The following is a 20,118-nucleotide window of genomic DNA, read 5'->3' as shown; positions in this document are numbered from 1 at the left end:
ACGAGTTTAAGTTTGATTTTTTGATAAATTAGTTAGAACTATAATCGCTTTTTCAGCATCTTTTTCATCAACAAAAATATGATCGTGATAATATCCTGCTATAACATTGCAGCTTATATTATGTTTAGTTAATTCAGCAGAAAATAACGCGGTTAAACCAACGGCTTCCAATGAGGAATGAACCATTAGTGTTATCCACGACGCTACAAAATTATAGCGAAGATTTAAATGGTCTGCTTTACGCTTTTCAATTACTATTGTAGTTCCCTCCTCTTCTTTTAATTCACAAATAGTATCTTCACGTTTTATGTTACTTAAATCTTTTACAGTAACAAAAACATAGTTTCCTTTGTTTAACACGGGCTTCATATTCTTGATTAATTTTTCTAAGTTATTTTCTCCTCTCATAATATATATTTAATCACAAAATTAATAATTATAAAAAACATCATATTCAATTTTTCTGTAACATTATTTATCTTTAATCGTTAAGTTTATATAATGAACCCATTTAAACTTTTTCAATTAGCTAGAAAATTGCCCTTTTGCACCCCTTTTTTGTCTTTTTTTCGTTCCGTAGCGATGCTATGCAACTTGAAAAAGCCTTCAAATAGCCACAAAATGACTAATTTTCGCTTTAATCCTAAAAGTTTAAATGGGTTCAATCAGTCATAAATGAAAAAAATACTTTTATCAATTGTAATTTGTCTTGCCAGTTTTTGCATTTATGCTCAAAATGTAACTATTAAACTTATTGATAGTAAAACTGGAAATCCTGTTAAATATGCAACCATTAAAACTGGTAAATATAGCGGTGTTATCTCTAATGATGAAGGATATTTTACTATTCATACAGAAGATAAAAAATTAGAAACTATTTCCATTTCGTGTTTAGGCTATCAAAATAAAACCATTTCCATTCAAAAAATTAAGGATCTCAATTTCATTATTAAATTAGAAGAAGCCATAAACCAACTTGATGAAGTTTATATTAGTAATAAAGTGCCAAACGCAGATTCTATTATTACAAAGGTGAAAAGTAAATTAGCTATTAATTATAATAGCAATCTCAACAAATACACTATTTTCAGAAGAACTACTAACTATGTTGATTTTAAAAACTTAGAATTTGAAATTGAAAAAGCATCGCATGTAAAGAAAAAGAAACTTGAATCTGCCAATGATAATTTAAAAGCTTTATCAAAAAAAATTCGTGAGAGCGATATCGTTCAGTTTGAAGATTTTAAAGGTGAATTTTACGCATTAAATAAAGACAGTAGTAAAATTGTAGTAAACAAAGCGACTCAGTTATTGGATTATAAAAACGATTTTTCAATAGAGCAAATACAAGAAAAATCTCAAAACATAATTTTAAAATACCTTGATACCACTAAAACCTATAAATTAAAATCTGGACTTTTTAAGATTGAAGATTCTTTGTCTCTTAAAGATGAAAATTCAGAAGAAGACCATAAAAAAGAATATGAAGTTACCTCTTTAAATGAAGAAACACGGTCTTTTTTGAGGCGTTCGCAATTTTATGAAAATTCATTTTTAAACAAGTTATTAAGTTTTGCTTTATATGAATATACCTATGAAGATGTGGCATATAACAATACCGAACTAACTCATGTCATTAACTTCAAGCCAAAAAAAGGAAAAGCAAAATACACAGGTCGATTATTTATTAGTGATGACACCTACGCTATAACGCGAGTAGATTACAAATACTATAAAAACAGACATGGCGCAAAGGTTAACTTAAAATTTATTCTAGGTGTTAAGTACATTGAAAACTTGAGTTCAGGCACCCTATTATTTGAAAAAGACAGTAGTAATATATATCATCCAAAATACTTAAAACGTAACACCGGAAGCTACTTTTATGTAAATAGAGATGTTAAGTTTATTGAAAACAGCAGCACAAGAAACAAAGTGAGTTTTAGTTTTAAAATTGAAGGCGATAACCGTAATAAAGAAGAACTCTTATTTACTGCAAACAACAAACTTAGTTTACTAGACTTTGAGGCTATTAAACAAGAAAAGGTAGTACCCTATAAACAATTAAGTAAGTTTGAAAAAACCATTTGGGACAATGAACAAATTATTGAGCCTAGCTTGGAGATGAAGGCTTTTGAGAGTGAGGAATAGATTTAAAAATATTCAATAGAAAATTCTAAATTTTTAATGAGAACATACTTGTATTTTATTAGTTATATCCGCATGTTGTAGCTAGTTTTTTTTGTAAAAAAGGTCAAATTGCTGGATGCCGTTTATGCCATTCTGTGGCTTGTTCAAATTCATAACCCAATCTGCATAAAATAGACTCACTTAATGGAGGTCCTATAAGTTGTAAACTATGAGGAAATCCTTCATTCGATTTTCCACATTGAAATGTAATTGCAGGAGTTCCTGAAAGATCAGCAGGTATAGTAAAGTGCATATTAATAGCTGCTACATAAGGATTAAAAGCTTCCATATTTCCTCTTTGGATTTCATGAGTAATCCCTTCTGGTAAAGTTCCTGCTGGAGCCACTATAACATCAACATTCTTAAATATTTTTAAAAATTCCTCCTTAAATGTTTCTTTGGCTAATTTGGCGTCTTCGTAATCTTTTTTAGATACCGATTTACCATAAGCAAGAAAATCACGAAAATATGGTCCATACAAATCTTCTTTTGATGGATAATTAATTTTATGAGCAACCGCAGCCTCTGGTGCGCAGATATTAAACCAAATTCCACCCAGAGCATTTTTGTCCCAAGGAATTTTAAATCTTACAATTTCTGCTCCTAATTCCTCTAATTGATCAACTGCATTCAATATGCTGTCAACAATATCCTTATCAACACCATCGGCAATATAACTTTCATCCAATCCTATTCTGAGTCCATTTATTCCCTTTGCTAGTTCAGCACTTAAATTTGAAGCAGGTTTATTTATAGAGTTTGGATCTTTTTCGTCATAACCACTAATTACATCAAACATAATAGCCGCGTCTTTCACACATCGAGTAATTGGACCAACATGATCAAGAGAATCACTTAAAGGTAAAACACCATATTTACTAACTCTGCCAAAAGTTGGTTTGAGTCCAACAACACCATTTGCCATTGAAGGAAAACGAATAGAGCCTCCAGTATCTGTACCAAGTGAACCAAAACATAGTCCAGCGGCAGTGGCTACACCTGAACCGCTTGAAGAAGCACCAGCCCAATGTTGCTCTCCCCATGGGTTTATAGGAATTTCAAAGTCACTATGATATCCAGCCATAGCACCTTCAGTAAGATTTAATTTACCCAGAATTATAGCTCCAGCATTCTCTAATTTTTCAAAGACCGTTGCATTATATTCAGGAACAAAATCTTTATAAAAAGAAAGACCTCCAGTTGTTGGAGCATTTTTTGTAAAGACTAAATCTTTTACTGCAATTGGAACACCATGTAAAGGACCATGATAATCCCCTTTTAATAACTGCTCATCAGCCATTTTAGCTCTTTTTAATGAATATTCACTCATTATAGAAATATAACTATGCAATCTTTTGTCAATACTTTCTATACGATCTAACATTAATTGAGTCAATTCAACTGAGCTAATTGCTTTATTTTTAATAAGATCGGCTACATCATAGAGGTTTTTAAAATGAATATTTGCTAAATTGAAATTCTTAGCTGAAGACATGCAACCAAAAGGAAGTGTAAGCCCAACAATACCTAGTCCAATTAAGGAACACATTTCTCTTCTGGAAATACTATTTTTCGAATTATTTATTAGAAATTTAATTTTTAAGGTTAGTTTTTTTGTTTTTCATCAAATTAGCTACAACGTGTTATATAGTAACTTTTATTACTCATATCCCGTAAAACAAACTGGGATATGATAAGTTTTATGTTACCGTTATCCCGTAAATATAATTAATTTTTCCTACGTAAAAGAACAAAAAAAATCCCAAGCTAAAAAGCTCAGGATTCATTTTATAATTAAATGTCGATTATCTACTAGTCTTCAGGATGCATAAAACGTTGTTTAGCTAACAATTCATCTTCAGTTTCAACAACATCTTCATCAGGTACACAACAATCTACAGGACAAACGGCAGCACATTGTGGCTCATCATGAAACCCTTTACATTCAGTACATTTATCTGGTACAATGTAGTAAAGCTCATCACTTACAGGTTCTTGTGTCTCGTCTGCATCAACTTCTGTTCCATTAGTAAGCACCACTTTGCCTTCTAAACTTGTACCATCTTTATAGCGCCAATCATCTGCACCTTCATAAATTGCTGTGTTTGGACACTCAGGCTCGCAAGCACCACAATTTATACATTCATCTGTTATTATAATTGCCATAGTAATTTTTTATCTTTTAAAATTCAAGAACTCTATACAGAATCCTTAAATTTGCAGTTGCAAAAATAAAGCCAAAACCATTCATAACCAAATTCAGGATGCAATTACAAGAAAGAATTAACGCTTTTGTAAAATTAGGAGATTTTTTAAGGCAATTTTCTAATGAAGTTACCCAAAAAGAAGATAATGTTAAACATAACGAATTATTCTTTGATGGCTTCAAGCATCAGCTAAAACTGGCTAAAGAACATAATGGCTGGTTTACTGAAGAAAATATTAGGTTTGCCTTAAAGTCATGGTCTGATGCCTTAATTCTTGACAATTTAAACACTTGGTTAAAACCATATTCTATTGAAAATGTTAGTCCAAAACAAGTTGCAATTATTATGGCTGGTAATATTCCTTTGGTAGGGTTTCATGATTTTTTATCGGTACTTATTTCTGGTCATCATGTATTGGTTAAACAATCTTCAAACGATAAACATTTACTACCATATTTAGCTAAATATTTAGAGTATGCTGAACCTCAATTCAAAGGAAAAATAAAATTTACAGAAGAAAAAATCGAAAACTTTGATGCCGTAATTGCAACAGGAAGTAATAATACGGCTCGCTATTTTGAATATTATTTTAAAAACAAGCCTTCCATTATTAGAAACAATAGAAATTCGGTTGCTGTTTTAACGGGTAATGAAACTAGTGCCGAATTAAAAAACCTTTCAGAAGATATTTTTAGGTATTATGGATTAGGGTGCAGGAATGTATCTAAACTCTTTGTCCCTAGAGGCTATAAATTTGAAACATTTTTTGAAGCTATTTACCATTGGCATCCTATTGTTGAAAAAGCAAAATATGCAAATAATTACGACTATAATAAAGCCGTATATTTGATGAGCGAATTTGATATGCTAGAAAATGGGTTCTTTATGATTAAAGAAGATGAAAGTTATGCATCACCAATAGCAACCCTCTTCTATGAGTATTATGATGATTTATCAGGATTAAAAGAAACCTTAGAAGCAAAAAAAGAACAAATTCAGTGTATTGTTTCAAACGGATTTATAAAAAACGAAATCGCATTTGGAGCAACTCAAAAACCTCAACTTTGGGATTATGCAGATGATGTAGATTCTATTAAGTTTTTATCATCAATTTGACAAAAAAATTATTGAATTCTTAACAGTAAATCCTTAATTAATTAGCAACTTTGCATCTTTAAATATCACATCCTTTATACTTCCCAAAAGGGAGCAATTTGATGAGAAAAACTAAATATTAATTTTAATTTACCCAATTAATTCTCTTTCCGAGCCTGTGCTGAGCGCAGACGAAGTAGAAAGGGTTAGGGATAGGAAAAATGAAAAAACATAACTTTAGTGCAGGACCTAGTATTTTACCACCAGAAGTATTATTAAAAGCTTCTCAGGCAGTTGTTGATTTAGATGAAAGTGGGTTATCCTTAATAGAAATATCTCACAGAAGTAAAGCTTTTGTAGATATTATGGAAAACGCTAGAGCCTTGGCTTTAGAGTTACTTGGTTTAGAAGGTAAAGGCTATAAAGCTTTATTTTTACAAGGCGGTGCAAGCACACAATTTTTAATGGTGGCTCTGAATCTTCTAGAAAAAAGAGCAGGATATTTAAACTCTGGATCTTGGGCAGATAAAGCCATCAAAGAAGCTAAAATTTACGATGATATTTATGAAGTAGGATCTTCTAAAGAAGCAAACTACAATTATATCCCTAAAGGTTACGATATCCCAAAAGATTACGATTATTTTCACTGTACTTCAAATAACACTATTTACGGTACTCAAATGAAATCATTTCCAAAATGTGATATTCCATTAGTATGTGATATGAGTAGTGATATTTTTTCACGTTCATTAGATTTTTCAAAGTTTGATTTAATCTATGCTGGTGCTCAAAAAAATATGGGACCTGCAGGAACTACACTTGTGGTTATCAAAGAAGACATTTTAGGAAAAGTATCTCGTAAAATTCCATCTATGATGGATTATAAAACACATATCAGTAAAGGCAGTATGTTCAACACGCCTCCTGTTTTTGCTGTTTACACATCTATGTTAACTTTAGAATGGTTGAAAGGTTTAGGTGGTATTTCTGCTATTGAAAAAGAAAATGAAAAAAAATCACGTTTAATGTATTCTGAGGTTGATTTAAATCCATTATTCAAAGGTTTCGCTGCTAAAGAAGATAGATCAGACATGAATGCGACGTTCACTCTAGAAAATGAAAACTTAAAAGACACTTTTGAAGCTATGCTTAAAGAAGCAGGTATTAGTGGCATTAACGGGCACCGAAGTATTGGTGGTTATAGAGCATCTATGTACAATGCAATGCCACTTGATAGTGTGAAAGCATTAGTAGAAGTAATGAGTGAATTAGAGAGTAAAGCGTAAAAAAAGTTTGCAGTGGGCAGTCGCCAGTTGGCAGTGTTTACTCAAGCGGATAAAAAAAGTCGCAGTAAGCAGTCGCAGTTGACAGTGTTTACTCAAATGAATAAAAAGCAGCTTTTTCATTTCCGCGAAGGCGGAAATCTCATAAAGCTAACTAAATAAATTATTAAGATTTCCACCTTCGTGGAAATGACAAAAATAGAATTTCAATGAAAGTATTAGCAAACGACGGAATTTCTCAAAGCGGTATTGATGCCTTAGAAAAAGGTGGTTACGAAGTCATTACAACAACAGTAGCGCAAGAACAATTGATTAACTACATCAACGAAAAAGATATTGCAGTTTTATTAGTGCGTAGTGCAACTACAGTACGTAAAGATTTAATTGATGCATGCCCAGGATTAAAAATTATTGGTCGCGGTGGTGTTGGAATGGATAATATTGATGTAGAATATGCCAGAGAACAAGGACGTAGTGTAATCAATACACCTGCAGCTTCTTCGCACTCTGTTGCCGAATTAGTATTTGGACACTTATACGGGTTAGCGCGCTATTTACATAACTCAAACAGAGATATGCCTCTTGAAGGCGATAGTAACTTTAAAGGCTTAAAGAAAGCTTACGCAAAAGGAACGGAGTTAAAAGGAAAAACTTTAGGTGTTTTGGGTTTTGGTCGTATTGGTCAAGCTACAGCTAAAGTAGCTTTAGGAGCTGGTATGAAAGTAGTTGCTTTTGACCCATTTTTAGAATCAGCTAATTTAGAATTAGACTTCTTTGATGGGCAAACTGTAAATTTTGATATTAAAACCATTTCAAAAGAAGAGGTGCTAAAACAATCAGATTTTATTACACTTCACGTTCCTGCACAAAAAGACTATGTTATTGATGAAGCAGAATTTAACATGATGAAAGATGGTGTTATTTTAGCAAACGCAGCACGTGGTGGTGTGTTAAACGAAATAGCATTGGTAAAAGCTATTGAAAGCGGAAAAGTAGCAAGAGCGGCTTTAGATGTTTTTGAAAAAGAACCAAAACCAGAAATGCAATTATTAATGAATTCTGCTTTATCCTTAACACCTCATACTGGTGCAGCTACTAACGAGGCTCAAGATAGAATTGGCACAGAATTAGCATCACAAATTATCAGTATCTTAGGATAGTGAAATTAGAGAAAAAGATCCCGTTGAAAATCGGGATTAGTTCAACTAACGCTTTTTTAAATCACGATTATAATCTGGATTTAAAAAAAACTTGTTTCACTAAATTGTGACCTAAATAGAATTATTGAGTCCTAACTATAGAAGTTGGGACTTTTTTTGTACATTAAGCTTCCATTTTTTATAAACTTTATTAAATAATACATACAACAAACATGGCAGGAATTTTAGATTTATTAAACAGCGACTTAGGAAAAACTATAATTAGTGGTGTAGCTGGTTCAACAGGAAACGATACCAACAAAACAAGTAGCGTATTAACAATGGCTTTACCTGTTTTAATGAAAGCTATGCAACGTAATGCCTCAACACCACAAGGTGCAGAAGGGCTTATGGGAGCTATACAAGGAAAACATAATGGTAGTATTCTAGATAATCTTGGTGGATTATTTGGTGGTGGTGTTAATGATGATGTAAAACAAGATGGTGAAAAAATATTAGGATACGTTCTAGGTGCAAAACAACAAGGCGTTGAAAAAATATTAGGAGAAAAATCTGGTTTAGATGCTGGTTCTGTTGCTAACATATTAAAAGTTGCTGCACCAATTTTAATGGGTGTTTTAGGAAATAAAGCTAAACAACAAAACGTAAGCTCTTCTAATGGTATTGGAGATTTATTGGGCGGCATGCTTGGTGGGAATTCACCACAGCAAGAACAAAGCTTTTTAGAATCTATTCTTGATGCTGACGGAGATGGCAGTGTTATAGATGATGTTGCAGGCATGGTATTAGGAGGCAGCAAAAAGAAAGGCGGTCTTGGTGGTCTATTAGGTGGTCTTTTCGGAGGAAAATAATATTCCCTATAAAATAAATTCTAAAAGAGTTAAACATTATGTTTGGCTCTTTTTTTGTTAAAGCCAATTGAAAATCAATATTTAAGGAAAGGTTTTTGTAAATTTATTATAAGTACATGACAAAAATTTATTTTGAGTAGTGAACTACTCGCAATTTTCAGGATAATAAAGACCTCACAAGTTTTCAAAACCTGTGAGGTCTACCTAACGAAAAAGCCGTAATATGATATATGTGTGTAGTTTTTAGTTCTGTTTTAAATTTTTTGTCATGTACTAAAAAATTTATTATAACAGCAATCCTTTTATCTCAATGATAATAAAGGTGAACTCTTTCTTACTTTTTTAAAAGAATTAATGGTACTTACATTTCAAAAAGAAATAAAAAAACATGAATACTCATGAAAAAAATAATTTACATATTACTTGTTTCTGTTTTCATTTTTAATTGTAACACATCAAAAACTTCAACATTAAAAAAAGATGAACGTTTAGAAAGCTTAAAGCAAAATGATACCGTTAAAATTGCGAATGAAGAGATTGAATACGAAATTACTATCATTGAACCAGGCTTTAATTACTGGTTAGCAAGTACAGCACAACAAAGAGGTTACTACACACAACAATTCTTAGAAAATAGAAATATATTTTATGTTGTTGAATGGAATCAACGTGTGCTTCAGCCACAACGCTACGACCCAAATTTGTATGAATTAGAAATAGATTACCAACAAGGTATAGACTATGGCTACGAGGTTAATTATGTGCTCTACAACTACTTTATTTACTTTCAAATAACATATAAACAAAGATTAGCAGGTTTTGTTCCTAGAATTTAAATCCCTTTATTTATTTTTGCATCAAAATCGCAAAAGTGGATAAATTAAAAAAGAACTGGGAAATAAATAGTAATTGGCAACTTATTTTTCCTTTACTAGGAATATTAAGCTTAGGCTACTCGTCTTTTAAGCTATCCTCCTTATTTTTAAAAGAATACAATATTATACTTAATTTGCTTTTAAGTACCATTATCTTTTTTGTGCTTTTAAAGTTAACACTCTTAATTTTTTCCAAATTAGAAAAAAAATGGGATGTGAAATATAGATGGGAACTTATTTCTATTTTCTTAGTGTTTGCTATTACAGGTTCTTCTTCAGTTTTTATAAGCAGACCTTTAATTAAGTTAATGGGAATCAATAAAGAAAATTTATCTGTTTTTGCTTATTGGGTTTTATATATTTTTATTGGCTTTATTTTTTATCAAATTTTACTTGTTGTTAATGGCTGGATATTTGGTCAATATAAATTTTTCTGGAATTTTGAAAAGAAAATGCTTCGCAGACTAGGTTTAAAACGATTTGTGGATTAATGAATTTTGCAAAGGAACATATAGCTTTTAAAATACTAACCCTATTGCTAGTAGTTTCTCTAGTAGTGCCTTCTGCTGTTAAGTTTGCTCATGTTTTTGAACATTACAATCATGAAGTTTGTATTGGAGACAGCACAACCCATATTCATAAAGTAGATTTAGATTGTGAATTTCAAAAATTCCAATTCAACAATAAATTTAACCATTCTCAAACAGTATTCGAGTTATTTCAGGTTAATGAAAACTCAAAAGCCATTGAATCTCAATACCGCTTTTTAAGTAAATATCAACGCTTACATTTTTCACTTCGGGGGCCTCCTGCATTAGTTTAATTATATCATTTTGCTGAAAAATATATTCAGCCCAAATCATTGAATTAAATAGATTTCCGCCTTCGCGGAAATTAAAAATTACTTTTTACAATGAAATTATTAATAAACACATTGTTATTATTAACGGTTACAGCTATATATAGTCAGAACACCATACAAGGTATTGTGACTGATGCGTATACCAATGATACATTATCTCTTGTTAATGTCTATTTTTCCGATTTAGAAAAAGGGACTTCAACTAACGATTTTGGAATTTTCAATATTCAAAATATATCATCAGGAAAACATAATATCGTTTTTTCCATGATGGGTTACGAAACTCAATCTTTACAAATAAACATTTTTTCAGACTCTAGTATTAATATTAAATTAGCACCGTCTGCTATAGAAATGGAAAGCATTATCATTTCCACACCGTTTCACAAATTACAAAGTGATAACGTAATGAAAGTTGAACAAAAATCCATGAAAAACTTAAAACGTAGTGGTGCCGTTACACTTTCTGAAGGTATTACAAACATTGCTGGAGTTGAAAGTGTTACAACGGGTTTAAGTATAGGAAAACCCGTTATTAGGGGCTTAAGTTCAAACAGGGTACTGGTTTATACTCAGGGTATCCGATTAGAAAATCAGCAATTTGGTGACGAACATGGTCTAGGTGTTAACGATGCAGGTATTGAAAGTGTTGAAGTTATAAAAGGTCCTGCTTCCCTACTTTATGGTAGTGATGCGCTTGGAGGTGTATTATATTTAAATCCAGAACGCTTTGCCAATAGTAATACTTCTGCGGGTGATTTTAGCGGAAATTATTTCAGCAATACAGAAGGCTTCAGTACGAATGCTGGAGTGAAGGTTTCTGGAGATCGTTTTAAATTTTTATTTAGAGGAAGTTTAGCTGAACATTCCGATTATAATACCGATGCTTACCGAGTAACAAATACACGTTTTAGAGAACAAGATTTTAAGGCTGGTATTGGCTACCAAAACAACACTTTTAAAACAGAATTTCGTTATAATCTTAACGCTTCTAAACTCGGAATTCCTGAAGCTATTGGTGAACAATCTACAAATAAAACTCCCTTGGCTCCTTTTCAGGATATTACCAATCATATATTCAGCTCAAAATCTACCGTGTTTTTCAATGATTCCAAATTGGATGTTAGCTTAGGGTTTATTTATAATAATAGAAAAGAACTTGAAGAATACAGCGATACTGAAGACGAGGAAAAAACAGAAGTCAATCAAAATGATGAAGTTTTGGAGACCGCCCTTCACATGACCCTTAAAACAGCCAATTATGATATTAAATACAGTTTACCAGATTTAGGGAAATTTGAAACTATTGTTGGTGTACAGGGGATGAATCAAACCAATTCCAATTATGGCGAAGAAGAATTAATCCCAGATGCTACCACTAACGATTTTGGTGTTTTAGCAACGTCTCATATTCATTTTGAAAAAGTCGATGTGCAATTAGGAGCTCGTTTTGATAACCGAAACATTAATGTTTTAAACGGCATAAATAAATCATTCAATAGCTTTAATGGTGCATTCGGCATAAAAACGAACATAGCTAAAAACATGACTGCTAGAGTAAACTTAGCTACTGGTTTTAGAGCACCTAACTTATCTGAACTAACGTCAGATGGCAGACACGAAGGCACCAACCGTTACGAAATTGGAAATAGTAATTTAATGAGTGAACAAAACTTCCAAACCGATGTGGCTTTAGAATTCAAAACTGAACATGTAGAATTGTTCGCAAACGGATTTTATAACAAAATAAACAACTATATTTTCATATCTCCCAATGGTACCGTTGTTGATGAATCTCCTGTGTTTTTGTATTTACAAGACAATGCCAAATTATATGGAGGAGAATTCGGTTTTCATTTACATCCGCATCCACTAGATTGGATCCATTTTGAAAGTAGTTTTGCAATGGTAACTGGTACGCAAAATAATGGGGATTATTTACCCTTAATACCAGCCAATAATTTGACTAATACCTTTCGCGTTGAATATGAAAAATCGTGGATGAAACAAGGCTATGCTTTTGTAACGCTACGTTCTACTTTCAACCAAAATAATGTAAGTGCTTTTGAAACTAATACTGATGGTTATAATCTTTTAAGCGCTGGTTTAGGAGGTAGTTTTGATTTGTTTAAAAACGAATTAAACATCAGTGTTTCAGGAACTAACCTGACTAACAAGACGTATATCAATCATTTGTCGCGTTTAAAACCTGATGGCATTTTTAATATAGGGAGAAATATTAATATTGGGCTTACTTACAGACTTTAGAGTGCATATAGCTGACCTCCTTTTTGCTTATTCTAAATTGAGTTAAGAATTTGACTTTGTCAGAAAAATTAACTAAATTCGTTCCTGTCTGCTGACAGGCAGGTAACGGTTGATATAAACAATATCAATACAATTTATATCCGTAAGGAACATTGGCAGTAATTAAAAGAACCATGAAGAAAGTCATAAGAACACCCGAAAATAGATTTGAAAATTTAGAAGATTACGGTTTTCAAAGTAATTACATAGCTGTTGAAGACGGATTGAGATTGCATTACCTTGACGAAGGCAACGAGAACAATCCAACCGTTTTGCTACTTCACGGAGAACCTAGTTGGTCGTATTTATATCGTAAAATGATTCCGGTCCTTTCAAATAATTTTCGAGTTATTGCTCCCGACTTAATTGGATTTGGTAAATCAGATAAATTTGTTAATCAACAGGACTATTCATACCAAAAGCATATCGATTGGATTTCAACATTTATCAAGAAACTAAACCTTAAAAATATTATCCTATTTTGTCAAGATTGGGGTGGACTAATTGGATTGCGAATTATAACAGAAATGAATACTAGGTTTGACATGGTTGTTGCTTCCAACACTACTTTACCCACTGGCAAAATACCAATGCCAGAAAGCTTTTTACAATGGAGAGAGTATTCGCAGCATTCATCCGGATTCAATATTGGTAAAGTAATAGATATGGGGACAATTCAACCTCTTTCTGAAAAGGTCTATGAAGCTTATAATGCGCCTTTCCCTACTGAATATTATAAAGCTGGAGCAAGAATTTTTCCAACATTAGTTCCAATTAATCAGGACGACCCAGAGTCAATTAAAAATCTTAAAGCATGGGAGAAATTAAAATCTTGGAACAAACCATTCTTAACCATATTTGGGGATAAAGACCATATAATGTTTGGAGCTGAAAAAGCATTGCAAAAATTAGTTCCAGGCGCAAATGGACAAAGTCATAAAATTCTCAATGCTGGACATTTTATCCAAGAGGAAAAAGGAAAAGAACTTGCTGAATTGTTAATTGAGTTTTATAGAAAAAATACTACTGCCAACACTTAAACAAGAAAATGAATGCCTAAATTCACAGTAAATAAGGTCTCAATAAGCTATGAAGTTTATGGTACTGGAAAACCAATAGTTCTTCTTCACGGAGGTGCTGTTGATTTCAACTATAACTATGTTCAAACTGGTTGGATTCAAACCTTAACGAAAAAAGGGTTTCAGGTAATAGGAATTAATTTTCGAGGTTATGGAGAGAGTGACAAAAGTAATGACCCAGATTTTTATGGAACACCAAACTTCTCAAGTGATGTAATAAATTTAATTAAGCACTTAAAATTTACTAATGTTTGTTTAATTGGATATTCAATGGGTACAGTAATAGCTTTAGACTTATTAAATAAACATCCTGAATATTTTTCAAAAGCGGTTTTGATGGCAACTGGTGATGGACTGATTGGAATTCCACCATTGATTCTAGGAAATATTATATCAGGATTTGCAAAAGTATTTTCATATGACAGCTTCCCAAGCCAATTACCAAGTCATATTTCTGCATATTGGACTTTTCTAAATGAAGTTGGGTTAGATAGGGAATCTATGATAGCTATGAGTCTTGGAAAGTATCCACCTCTCACAGTACAAAGTGCTGCTGAAATTGAAGTCCCAACTTTGATAATAAGTGGCGAATTGGATTTAGTCCTAGGGAAAGGACATAAAGTAGCTCAAACTTTACCTCAAGGAGAGTATTTGGAAATCAAAGATGCTAATCATTTTGAATTAGCAACGGACAAGAAAGTACATCAATCAACAATTAAATTTTTAATTAAGGACTGAAAACAGAATAACTACTGCCAACACCGCTCATAAAACATAGCTATTATAGACTTTCCGAGAAGTATTTGCTTATTTAGTAAGACCGCCAAATTTTTAAATTTGGATTTTAAAATAAAAACAAAACATAAAAATTCGGCTCTGTGTTTATCCGAAAAGTTAGCGTCTTTTTACACGCTACGTTTCATACACAAGACCGTTAAACAAACTTCCCAAAAACAGAAAAGCTACACTAAAAAAGTATAGCTTTTCTGTTATAAAATTTAACCCTAATTACCTTGAATAATTAGGAGACTCTTTAGTAATAGTTACATCATGCGGGTGACTTTCATTTATTCCACTTGCTGTAATTTTTACAAATTGCCCAGTTTCTTTTAAAGTCTCAATATCTTTTGCGCCGCAGTAGCCCATACCTGCTCGTAAACCACCAATAAACTGATGAATACTCTCAAATAAATCACCTTTGTATGGTACTCGACCTACTATGCCCTCCGGAACTAATTTTTTAATATCATCTTCAACATCTTGAAAATAACGGTCTTTACTACCTTCTTTCATAGCTTCTACAGAACCCATCCCACGATACGATTTAAACTTTCGTCCTTCGTAAATTATAGTTTCTCCTGGAGATTCTAAGGTACCTGCTAAAAGCGAGCCTAACATCACCGTATCTGCTCCTGCTGCAATAGCCTTTGGAATATCACCTGTATAGCGAATACCACCATCTGCAATTACTGGAACACCTGAACCTTTAATAGCTGCTGCAACTTCCAATACCGCCGAAAATTGCGGAAACCCTACACCAGCTATAACACGTGTCGTACATATAGAACCTGGACCAATACCAACTTTTACAGCATCAGCACCAGCTTCCACTAAATATTTAGCAGCTGCACCAGTCGCTATATTACCAACAACAACATCTAGTTGAGGAAACTTTGATTTAATATCTTTAAGCACACTAACCACACCTTTGGTATGCCCATGAGCTGTATCAATAACAACAGCATCCACACCTGCTTTTACTAAAGCTTCTGCTCTTTCAAATGCATCTCCAGTTACTCCAATGGCTGCAGCAACTCGTAAACGACCATATTCGTCTTTATTAGCATTTGGTTTTTGACTAAGCTTTGTAATATCTCTAAAGGTAATTAACCCTGATAATTTAAAGTTATCATCAACAATTAATAACTTTTCAATTTTGTATTGTTGCAGTATTTTTTCAGCATCTTGTAAAGAGGTTCCAACTGCGGCCGTTACCAAGTTTTCACTGGTCATTACTTCAGTTATTGGTCGCTTGTTATCATGTTCAAATCGCAAATCACGATTTGTAACGATCCCTTTTAAAGTCCCTTCTTCATCTACAATAGGAATGCCGCCAATACTATATTCTGTCATATACTTTTTAGCATGCTTTACTTTTGCTGTAAGTGGTAAAGTAACGGGGTCTATAATCATGCCGCTTTCAGCACGCTTAACTTTTTTAACTTTTAGTGCCTGAGCTTCAATGGACATGTTTTTATGTAACACACCAATACCTCCTTCTTGTGCCATGGCAATAGCCATTTTACTTTCCGTAACCGTATCCATAGCTGCCGAAATAATAGGCACGTTTATAGTGATGTTACGGGTAAATTTTGTTTGAATATTTACTTCTCGAGGAAGCACTTCAGAAAAAGCTGGAACTAATAAAACGTCGTCATAGGTTAAACCTTCTCCTAGTATTTTATCTTGATGTGCAATCATGATGCAATTATAGTTATAATTGCGTGCAAATATACGACTAAATAATTAAGTATTAATCATAATATCTATATCTTGAAGAATTTAATTTAACAAGAGATAAAAATTATTTTTATGCAAAATAATATGTTGATACTTACTTTAAATATGAATAATAATTAGTACTTTAATGTTATAATCTGGTTAGGTAAATGTTAAGATTTAATACAGTATTCTTTAATCGTTTAACAACTAAAATATTTTTTGAAATACAAATATTTGAACTTCAAAGTGTTATAAATTTTATTTATATTTATTCTAAATAAACTTTGCCTAATTAAAATTGATGTGTAAATTTGCGACTGAATTTAAAACCTTATTTTTAATCAGTCTAAATAAAATGAAACTCAAAGTATCCTTATTTTTCCTACTAATAACAGTAATTTCTTTTGCACAAGAAACACAAAAAGAAACTAAAAACGACTCTATACAAAAACTTGATAAAGTTATAATAAACGCACAAGTTATTTTCGGAAGTAAGTATGAAGCAAAAAACAGAACAGGGTCTTCATATTACATTTCCCCACAAGAATTAGAAAAATTTAATTACGCAGATATTAATCGTTTATTGAGAACCGTACCCGGTGTAAATATTTACGAAGAGGATGGTTTTGGTTTGCGCCCCAATATAAGCTTACGTGGTACATCGCCAGAGCGAAGTGCCAAAATATCATTAATGGAAGATGGGGTTTTAATTGCACCTGCACCTTACAGTGCTCCAGCGGCTTATTATTTTCCTTCTGTTGCTAGAATGCAAGCTGTAGAAATTTTAAAGGGAAGTAGCCAAATACAATACGGCCCTTTTACAACTGGTGGTGCTATAAATTTAGTTAGCACTCAAATCCCTAACACTTTTGCTGGTACAATTAAAGCTAGCTACGGTAGTTTTAATACAGGGCAATTACATGCTAAAGTTGGAGATAGCAAACAAAATTTCGGATATTCTATTGAATATCTAAACTTCAATTCTGATGGTTTTAAAAACTTACCAGATGGAAATAATACAGGTTTTGATAAGAATGATGTTGTTACCAAATTTAGATTAAACTCTAACCCCGAAGCTACATTTAAACAAACCCTTGAATTCAAATTTCAATACTCTGATGAAGTTTCAAATGAAACCTATTTAGGGCTTACACAGAATGATTTTGAGACTAATCCTTTTAGTCGATATGCTAGTTCCCAGGAAGATAAATTGACGAATGATCATATTCAATTTGCAATAACGCACAAACTCGATTTTTCGAAACAATTCAGAATTACTACAAATGCATATTATAATGGCTTTTCAAGAAACTGGTATAAGTTAAACGATGCCGTTTTTAATGGAGACAAAGTTGGTATTGCATCCATTATAAACACTCCCGAAGATTATCCTAATTACTTTGATATTATAAATGGAACATCAAATTCTGATAGTGATGCGCTTCTTGTTAAAGCAAATAATAGAGCATATACCTCAAAGGGGGTTCAAACAAAAATCGATTACCATTGGACAACTGCCAATGTATTTCATGATATAGAAATTGGATTGCGTTACCATTACGATGAAGAAGACCGTTTTCAATGGGTAGATGGGTTTAGCATTGTAAATGGCGAAATGAATTTAACCACTAAAGGAAACCCAGGTAGTGATGCCAATAGAATTAGTAGTGCCAATGCCTTTGCAGGATCTGTATTGTATAAATTGAAATACAGAAACTTAACACTAACTCCGGGTATTCGTTATGAAAACATGGTTTTAAATAGAGAAGATTTTGGCAAAAATGATTCTAGCAGAACAGGAAATGATTTATCTACAAGGGAAAATAAATTAGACATCTTTATTCCTGGAATTGGTTTCAATTACAAAATAAACCCAAATACCACATTTTATGGTGGTGTACATAAAGGGTTTTCGCCTCCGGGAAATCAACCTGACCAAAAAGCAGAAGAAAGCATTAATTACGAGTTAGGATCTCGTTTTAACATAGGTGGACTAAGAGGTGAGGTTGTTGGTTTTTATAACGATTACAGCAATTTATTGGGAAGCGATTTAGCTGCAACTGGTGGAACCGGATCTTTAGATCAATTTAATGCTGGTGAAGTAGCCGTAAGAGGTATTGAATTACTTTTAAATTACGATTTGCTAAGTAAAAATACTGCATTTGCCCTTCCAGTAACTTTTGGTTACACCCTTACAGATACCAAGTTTTTAAATAGTTTTGGGAGTGACGATAGTTTATGGGGTGAGGTTACAGCTGGCGATGAATTGCCATACATTGCCAAACATCAATTTAATACATCCATTTCTTTAGAACATGCAAAATTTGAACTCAACCTAAACGGACGTTTAAATGGTGCTTTTAGAACCTTAGCGGGAACAGAAACTATTACAAATGCAAATGGGGTGACGTCAAACTTTATTATTGATTTTTCTGGAAAATATCACTTTACAAAAAACTTGAGCTTAACAGGAAATATTATCAATTTGCTAGATGAAACCTATGCGGTTTCCAGAGTTCCTGATGGTTTACGCCCAGGACATCCTTTTGGAACTTACGCAGGATTAGAGTTTAGATTTTAACACTAAAGTATAAATTAGAAAAGAGAGTCATTATTTAAATACTGGCTCTTTTTTTTGGTACATGACAAAAATTGTTAATATCCCAGATGTCAGTCTGAGCGCAGTCGAAGACATTGGAAATATTGTTTTTAAAGCATTTCGTCCCGAGCTATCGGGAGCGCTCAATGCGACACTATTTAATTTTTGTCATGTGCTGAGCTCTTTTTTGATTAATGATAGGAATTAAAAATCTTTGAAGCTTCGTTATAAGCACTCTCAAAACTAAGTGCGTTCAAACTATTTTTACTGAGTGAAGTAAAATATGATAATAACTTTTCGGTGGGCATATTACCAGTAAGCTCATCTTTTGCCATGGGGCAGCCACCAAAACCTTGAATGGCACCATCAAAACGATGACATCCTGCCTTGTAAGCGGCATCAACTTTTTCAAACCAAGTTGTTGGCGTTGTATGCAAGTGTGCACCGAATTCTATATTTTGGTATTTAGGAATTAAATTTGAAAATAGATAATCTATGCTTTCTGGGGTTGAAGTTCCTACAGTATCGCTAAGCGATAATATTTTCACGCCCATATTAGCTAATTTTTCTGTCCACTCTCCAACGATATCAACATTCCAAGGATCTCCATAAGGATTTCCAAAGCCCATCGAAATGTAAACCACAACTTCTTTGTTGGTTTTGTTAGCAATCTCTAATATTTCAGAAAGTGTAATAACAGATTGTGCTATGGTTTTGTGTGTATTACGCATCTGAAAGTTTTCTGAAATTGAAAACGGATAACCTAAATAATCAATTGCTGTATGTTTGGAAGCATCCTCCGCACCTCTTGTGTTGGCTATAATGGCTAGAAGCTTACTTGTAGTTTTACTTAAATCTAATTGCGACAAAACATCGGCAGTATCAACCATTTGCGGAATGGCCTTTGGTGACACAAAACTTCCAAAATCAATCGTATCAAAACCTACACGTAATAAAGACTGAATGTATTGTACTTTCTGCTCAGTAGGGATAAATTGCTTTATACCTTGCATGGCATCACGCGGGCATTCAATTATTTTAATTGGTTTTGACATTTATTCTTAAGGAAATTCAGTTGATAAAAATACTATTATTTTTAAGAATGTAA

The 20,118-nt window shown here is 32.7% G+C and carries 17 protein-coding genes; 12 read left to right on the top strand and 5 right to left on the bottom strand.

Features of this window, described 5'->3' with window-relative positions:
- Window positions 1-6 precede the first annotated feature (6 nt).
- Complete coding sequence (locus tag AAC024_RS09795; RefSeq protein ID WP_339895205.1) at window positions 7-408, bottom strand: ACT domain-containing protein; 402 nt, start codon at window positions 406-408, stop codon at window positions 7-9.
- Window positions 409-675: 267 nt separating this feature from the next.
- Here AAC024_RS09795 and AAC024_RS09790 point away from each other — a divergent pair, with 267 nt between their 5' ends.
- Window positions 676-2,151 carry a carboxypeptidase-like regulatory domain-containing protein gene (locus AAC024_RS09790; RefSeq protein WP_339895204.1) on the top strand — a complete coding sequence of 492 codons (1,476 nt, stop codon included), beginning with the start codon at window positions 676-678 and terminating at the stop codon, window positions 2,149-2,151.
- Window positions 2,152-2,254: 103 nt separating this feature from the next.
- On the opposite strand, the gene AAC024_RS09785 is transcribed toward AAC024_RS09790, so the two are convergent.
- Both AAC024_RS09785 and AAC024_RS09780 read right to left on the bottom strand, forming a co-directional pair.
- Complete coding sequence (locus AAC024_RS09785) at window positions 2,255-3,739, bottom strand: amidase (protein ID WP_339895203.1); 1,485 nt, start codon at window positions 3,737-3,739, stop codon at window positions 2,255-2,257.
- Window positions 3,740-4,002: 263 nt separating this feature from the next.
- A complete protein-coding gene (locus tag AAC024_RS09780) occupies window positions 4,003-4,356 on the bottom strand; it encodes a 4Fe-4S dicluster domain-containing protein (RefSeq protein ID WP_339895202.1) in 354 nt (117 codons plus the stop codon).
- A gap of 98 nt (window positions 4,357-4,454) precedes the next feature.
- Here AAC024_RS09780 and AAC024_RS09775 point away from each other — a divergent pair, with 98 nt between their 5' ends.
- From AAC024_RS09775 to AAC024_RS09730, 10 genes are all read left to right on the top strand, one after another.
- Window positions 4,455-5,513, top strand: a complete 1,059-nt coding sequence (locus AAC024_RS09775) for an acyl-CoA reductase (protein WP_339895201.1) — start codon at window positions 4,455-4,457, stop codon at window positions 5,511-5,513.
- Between the two features lie 200 nt (window positions 5,514-5,713).
- Window positions 5,714-6,778, top strand: a complete 1,065-nt coding sequence (gene serC / locus AAC024_RS09770) for a 3-phosphoserine/phosphohydroxythreonine transaminase (protein ID WP_339895200.1) — start codon at window positions 5,714-5,716, stop codon at window positions 6,776-6,778.
- 206 nt (window positions 6,779-6,984) lie between these two features.
- On the top strand, window positions 6,985-7,935 hold the full coding sequence (locus tag AAC024_RS09765) for a D-2-hydroxyacid dehydrogenase (RefSeq protein ID WP_339895199.1): 951 nt from the start codon (window positions 6,985-6,987) through the stop codon (window positions 7,933-7,935).
- 212 nt (window positions 7,936-8,147) lie between these two features.
- Window positions 8,148-8,786, top strand: a complete 639-nt coding sequence (locus AAC024_RS09760) for a DUF937 domain-containing protein (RefSeq protein ID WP_339895198.1) — start codon at window positions 8,148-8,150, stop codon at window positions 8,784-8,786.
- Between the two features lie 398 nt (window positions 8,787-9,184).
- Entirely contained in the window at window positions 9,185-9,622 is a 438-nt protein-coding gene (locus AAC024_RS09755) for a DUF6146 family protein (RefSeq protein ID WP_339895197.1), read from the top strand.
- A 35-nt stretch (window positions 9,623-9,657) separates the two neighbouring features.
- Complete coding sequence (locus tag AAC024_RS09750) at window positions 9,658-10,152, top strand: DUF6787 family protein (RefSeq protein ID WP_339895196.1); 495 nt, start codon at window positions 9,658-9,660, stop codon at window positions 10,150-10,152.
- Window positions 10,152-10,484 (top strand): hypothetical protein, encoded by a 333-nt coding sequence (locus AAC024_RS09745; RefSeq protein WP_339895195.1) that lies wholly within the window; start codon window positions 10,152-10,154, stop codon window positions 10,482-10,484. Before AAC024_RS09750 ends, AAC024_RS09745 begins: the two co-directional genes overlap by 1 nt.
- Window positions 10,485-10,574: 90 nt before the next feature.
- Window positions 10,575-12,791 carry a TonB-dependent receptor gene (locus AAC024_RS09740; protein ID WP_339895194.1) on the top strand — a complete coding sequence of 739 codons (2,217 nt, stop codon included), beginning with the start codon at window positions 10,575-10,577 and terminating at the stop codon, window positions 12,789-12,791.
- A 173-nt stretch (window positions 12,792-12,964) separates the two neighbouring features.
- Window positions 12,965-13,870 carry a haloalkane dehalogenase gene (locus tag AAC024_RS09735; protein ID WP_339895193.1) on the top strand — a complete coding sequence of 302 codons (906 nt, stop codon included), beginning with the start codon at window positions 12,965-12,967 and terminating at the stop codon, window positions 13,868-13,870.
- 12 nt (window positions 13,871-13,882) lie between these two features.
- The gene (locus AAC024_RS09730) at window positions 13,883-14,647 is read left to right on the top strand and encodes an alpha/beta hydrolase (RefSeq protein WP_339895192.1); all 765 of its coding nucleotides are present in this window, start codon (window positions 13,883-13,885) and stop codon (window positions 14,645-14,647) included.
- Between the two features lie 270 nt (window positions 14,648-14,917).
- Here the strand turns inward: AAC024_RS09730 and guaB are convergent, their stop codons facing one another.
- The gene (gene guaB, locus AAC024_RS09725) at window positions 14,918-16,390 is read right to left on the bottom strand and encodes an IMP dehydrogenase (RefSeq protein WP_339895191.1); all 1,473 of its coding nucleotides are present in this window, start codon (window positions 16,388-16,390) and stop codon (window positions 14,918-14,920) included.
- A 376-nt stretch (window positions 16,391-16,766) separates the two neighbouring features.
- On the opposite strand from guaB, the gene AAC024_RS09720 reads away from it, so the two are divergent.
- Window positions 16,767-18,992: a TonB-dependent receptor gene (locus AAC024_RS09720; protein ID WP_339895190.1), complete on the top strand. Its 2,226-nt coding sequence runs from the start codon at window positions 16,767-16,769 to the stop codon at window positions 18,990-18,992.
- 209 nt (window positions 18,993-19,201) lie between these two features.
- Here the strand turns inward: AAC024_RS09720 and AAC024_RS09715 are convergent, their stop codons facing one another.
- Window positions 19,202-20,065 carry a hydroxymethylglutaryl-CoA lyase gene (locus tag AAC024_RS09715; RefSeq protein ID WP_339895189.1) on the bottom strand — a complete coding sequence of 288 codons (864 nt, stop codon included), beginning with the start codon at window positions 20,063-20,065 and terminating at the stop codon, window positions 19,202-19,204.
- Window positions 20,066-20,118: the final 53 nt, after the last annotated feature.

The organism is uncultured Algibacter sp., from assembly GCF_963976535.1.
Lineage (GTDB): Bacteria > Bacteroidota > Bacteroidia > Flavobacteriales > Flavobacteriaceae > Algibacter_B.
This window is presented reverse-complemented; position numbering and strand designations above follow the sequence as displayed.